General features: G+C 50.8%; 3 protein-coding genes and 1 pseudogene. 2 read left to right on the top strand and 2 right to left on the bottom strand.

All coding sequences use genetic code 11. The features are described from left to right. Window positions 1-329: pseudogene (locus ACTHUT_RS14090) on the top strand (acetyl-CoA carboxylase biotin carboxylase subunit); the annotation flags it as partial. Window positions 330-633: 304 nt separating this feature from the next. Continuing rightward, on the top strand, window positions 634-2,148 hold the full coding sequence (gene katA, locus ACTHUT_RS14085; RefSeq protein ID WP_250599491.1) for a catalase KatA: 1,515 nt from the start codon (window positions 634-636) through the stop codon (window positions 2,146-2,148). Window positions 2,149-2,451: 303 nt separating this feature from the next. Here katA and groL read toward each other — a convergent pair whose 3' ends face one another. Both groL and groES read right to left on the bottom strand, forming a co-directional pair. Beyond that, complete coding sequence (groL, locus tag ACTHUT_RS14080; RefSeq protein WP_250599489.1) at window positions 2,452-4,086, bottom strand: chaperonin GroEL; 1,635 nt, start codon at window positions 4,084-4,086, stop codon at window positions 2,452-2,454. 98 nt (window positions 4,087-4,184) lie between these two features. Then, window positions 4,185-4,472 carry a co-chaperone GroES gene (gene groES, locus ACTHUT_RS14075; protein WP_003684150.1) on the bottom strand — a complete coding sequence of 96 codons (288 nt, stop codon included), beginning with the start codon at window positions 4,470-4,472 and terminating at the stop codon, window positions 4,185-4,187. Window positions 4,473-4,807: the final 335 nt, after the last annotated feature.

The following is a 4,807-nucleotide window of genomic DNA, read 5'->3' as shown; positions in this document are numbered from 1 at the left end:
ACAACTTCATTCCAAGCCCGGGCCTGATTGAAAGCTGCCACCTGCCCGGCGGCTTCGGCATCCGCGTCGACAGCCACATCTACCAAGGCTACCGCATCCCTCCTTACTACGACAGCCTGATCGGCAAGATCTGCGTTATCGGTAAAGACCGCGACCAAGCCATGGCAAAAATGCGCGTAGCCCTTGCCGAACTGGCGATTACCGGCATCAAAACCAATACACCGCTGCACCGCGATTTGTTCAGTGATCAAGGCTTCCAAAAAGGTGGCGTCAGCATCCACTACTTGGAACATTGGCTGGAAGAACGCAAAGCCAAACAGGATAAATAATCCCTTGTTTTGACTAAAAATAAGGCCGTCTGAAACGCAAAATAAAGTTTCAGACGGCCTTTTTTACAGCTTAATCATTAATAAAAACTAATAGAATTTAATTTCTAATTGATTAATATTAATTCTAAATCGATTTCATAGTTTCAATAGTTAAAATCTTTCTGTATAGTTCTTTTAATAGTTAACAGCAAAAGGAAATAAAATGTCGATACAAGAAATTTATGAATGCCAAGAAACCGGCTACGAATATGCTTTTCGGCAAATCGTTTTATAAACCATTGACCATTTCACAAAGGAAATCATCATGACCGTCTCTAAATGTCCTGTAACCCACCTGACCATGAACAACGGCGCCCCCGTTGCCGACAATCAAAACAGCCTGACCGCTGGTCCGCGCGGCCCGTTGCTGGCGCAGGATTTGTGGCTGAATGAAAAACTCGCCGACTTCGTGCGCGAAGTCATCCCCGAACGCCGTATGCACGCCAAAGGTTCGGGTGCGTTCGGTACGTTCACCGTAACGCACGACATCACGAAATACACCCGCGCCAAAATCTTCAGCGAAGTTGGCAAGAAAACCGAGATGTTCGCCCGTTTCACCACCGTGGCAGGCGAGCGCGGCGCAGCCGATGCGGAACGCGACATCCGCGGCTTTGCGTTGAAGTTCTATACCGAAGAAGGCAACTGGGATATGGTCGGCAACAACACGCCCGTATTCTTCCTGCGCGACCCGCGTAAGTTCCCTGACCTGAACAAAGCCGTCAAACGCGACCCGCGCACCAATATGCGTTCTGCCACGAACAACTGGGACTTCTGGACGCTGCTGCCCGAGGCACTGCACCAAGTTACCATCGTCATGAGCGACCGCGGTATTCCAGCCAGCTACCGTCATATGCACGGCTTCGGTTCGCATACTTACAGCTTCTGGAACGAAGCAGGCGAGCGTTTTTGGGTGAAATTCCATTTCCGCACCCAGCAAGGAATTAAAAACCTGACCAATGAAGAAGCCGCCAAAATCATCGCCGACGACCGCGAAAGCCATCAACGCGACCTGTACGAAGCCATCGAACGCGGCGAGTTTCCAAAATGGACGATGTACATCCAAGTCATGCCAGAAGCAGACGCGGAAAAAGTGCCGTATCATCCCTTCGACCTGACCAAAGTTTGGCCGAAAAAAGACTATCCGCTGATTGAAGTGGGCGAATTTGAGTTGAACCGCAATCCCGAAAACTTCTTCGCCGATGTGGAACAATCCGCCTTCGCACCGAGCAACCTCGTTCCCGGTATCGGCGCCAGCCCCGACAAAATGCTGCAAGCGCGTTTGTTCAATTACGCCGACGCGCAGCGCTACCGCCTGGGCGTGAACTTCCGCCAAATCCCCGTCAACCGCCCGCGTTGCCCCGTCCACAGCAACCAGCGTGACGGACAAGGCCGCGCCGACGGCAACTACGGCAGCCTGCCGCACTACGAACCCAACAGCTTCGGCCAATGGCAGCAACAGCCCGACTTCGCCGAACCGCCTTTGAAAATCAACGGCGATGCGGCGCACTGGGACTACCGCCAAGACGATGACGACTACTTCAGCCAACCGCGCGCTTTGTTCAAGCTGATGAACAATGAGCAACAACAAGCTTTGTTTAACAACACCGCCGCAGCCATGGGTGATGCACCAGACTTCATCAAATACCGCCATATCCGCAACTGCTACCGTTGCGATCCGGCATACGGCGAAGGCGTGGCCAAAGCCCTTGGACTGACTGTCGAAGATGCCCAAGCGGCACGAGCCAACGATCCGACTTTAGGTCAACCTGGTTTGCTGTAAGGAGACATTATGTGGATAGAAATTGAAGAACTCTTGTCTCAAGCTGTCCGATACAGCCGTTCAAACAAAAAGTAACGGTTTAGATCATTAAGCAGGCCGTCTGAAACGCAAAATAAAGTTTCAGACGGCCTTTTTTATGATGAAGTTTATTTAATTGCTTTTGATTCAATGGAGCTGGCTACCCTTATTTCTCTATAAATCATGGCATTCCCCTTACCATCTCACGCTTCTTACTGGCAAATAAAAAACCGCACGGCTGATTACCGTGCGGTTTTGCTTTTTGTCTGAAGGTTTCAGACGGCATTACATCATACCGCCCATACCACCCATGCCGCCCATGTCAGGCATAGCGGGTTTTTCTTCAGGGATTTCGGCAATCATGCAGTCGGTCGTCAGCATCAGGCCGGCGATAGACGCGGCGTGTTGCAGCGCGGAACGGGTTACTTTGGCGGGGTCGAGTACGCCCATTTCGATCATGTCGCCGTATTCGCCGGAACCTGCGTTGTAACCGTAGTTGCCTTTGCCTTCCAACACTTTGTTCACGACTACGCTAGGCTCGCCGCCTGCGTTGGCAACGATTTGGCGCAGCGGAGACTCAACGGCGCGCAAGACGATTTGTACACCTGCGTCTTGGTCGGCATTGCCGGTGTGCAGGTTTTCCAAAGCAGCACGGGCGCGCAACAGGGCTACGCCGCCGCCTGCAACCACGCCTTCTTCAACGGCTGCGCGGGTAGCGTGCAGCGCGTCTTCCACGCGGTCTTTTTTCTCTTTCATTTCCACTTCGGTAGCGGCACCGACTTTGATCACTGCCACGCCGCCGGCCAATTTAGCCACGCGCTCTTGCAGTTTTTCTTTGTCGTATTCGCTGGTCGCGGTTTCGATTTGTTGGCGAATTTCGGCAACACGTGCTTCGATTTGGGCAGCATCGCCGAAGCCGTCGATGATGGTGGTGTTTTCTTTACCGATTTCGATGCGTTTGGCTTGACCCAAGTCGTCCAAAGTCGCTTTTTCCAAAGACAGGCCGACTTCTTCGGAAATCACCACGCCGCCGGTCAGGATGGCGATGTCTTGCAACATAGCTTTGCGGCGGTCGCCGAAGCCAGGGGCTTTAACGGCAACGGTTTTCAGGATACCGCGGATGTTGTTCACGACCAAAGTCGCCAAGGCTTCGCCTTCTACGTCTTCAGCGATAATCAAAAGCGGACGGCTGGCTTTTGCCACTTGTTCCAAAACAGGCAGCAGGTCGCGGATGTTGCTGATTTTTTTGTCGAACAGCAATACAAACGGGTTGTCCAGCGCAGCGATTTGTTTTTCCGCGTCGTTGATGAAGTAAGGGGACAGGTAGCCGCGGTCGAACTGCATACCCTCGACGACATCCAATTCGTTTTCCAAAGATTTGCCGTCTTCAACGGTAATCACGCCTTCTTTGCCGACTTTTTCCATCGCTTCGGCAATAATCGCGCCGACTTGTTCGTCGGAGTTGGCGGAAATCGAACCGACTTGGGCAATTTCTTTGGACGTATCGCAAGGTTTGGCGATGTTTTTCAGTTCTTCAACCAAAGCGGCAACAGCTTTGTCGATACCGCGTTTCAGATCGGTCGGGTTCATGCCGGCGGCCACGTATTTCATGCCTTCAGCTACGATGGCTTGCGCCAGTACGGTGGCGGTAGTCGTACCGTCGCCCGCTACGTCGTTGGTTTTGGACGCCACTTCTTTCACCATTTGCGCGCCCATGTTTTCGAATTTGTCTTTCAGTTCGATTTCTTTAGCGACGGTAACGCCGTCTTTAGTGATGTGCGGGCCGCCGAATGCGCGGTCAACGACTACGTTGCGGCCTTTAGGGCCCAAAGTTACGCGGACGGCGTTTGCCAATACATTGACGCCGTTTACCATTTTTTGGCGAACTTCATTGCCGAATTGTACGTCTTTTGCTGCCATTTAAATTCTCCAAATCAATATTAAAAATCTGTTCGAGGCCGTCTGAAAACTTCATATTTGATTCAGACGGCCTTTGGTTCTGAAACTTAATTCAACAATTATTCAACGATACCGAAGATGTCTTCTTCACGCATTACCAACAGCTCTTCGCCGTCGGCTTTTACAGTTTGACCGCTGTATTTGCCGAAGATCACTTTGTCGCCGACTTTGACATCCAGCGGACGGCGCTCGCCGTCTTTACCGATTTTGCCCGCACCCACGGCGATCACTTCGCCCATGTCGGGTTTTTCAGCGGCTGCGCCCGGCAAGACGATGCCGGAGGCGGTTTTTTCTTCAGCTTCTAAGCGTTTGACGACTACGCGGTCGTGTAAAGGGCGGATGGTCATGTCTTAATGCTCCGATAAATAAATAGATTGAAAACAATTGTCTGTCGGACATGACAGACACGGTTTGCTTGGAAATAGCGGCACGCTTATGGAAAGCCTGCCGTAATGGCGGGTAGATTTGGGTTGTTTGCGACAAATTCAAGGGAAAAAGTAAAAATTTCTATGCAGTCTTTCCAAATATTTTCATACGCAAAAATGCCTGATCACATATTTTTCAGACGACCTGATATACCAACTGCAAAGCTCGTTTAAAAACAACCCACTTTCTTTACAAATTCAACACAACTCTTTACAACTATTTCTTTTTAATGCATTATTATAAATGATGATTATTC

The organism is Neisseria sp. P0022.S010 (assembly GCF_051956635.1).
The sequence above is the reverse complement of the archived record's forward strand: the minus strand, read 5'-3'. Positions and strand labels throughout refer to the sequence as shown.

What these genes read in the sequence shown, in the direction of transcription:
- katA (WP_250599491.1), top strand. Translation starts at nt 634, where the DNA reads ATGACCGTCTCTAAATGTCCTGTAACCCACCTGACCATGAACAACGGC.
- groL (WP_250599489.1), bottom strand. Translation starts at nt 4,086, where the DNA reads ATGGCAGCAAAAGACGTACAATTCGGCAATGAAGTTCGCCAAAAAATG.
- groES (WP_003684150.1), bottom strand. Translation starts at nt 4,472, where the DNA reads ATGACCATCCGCCCTTTACACGACCGCGTAGTCGTCAAACGCTTAGAA.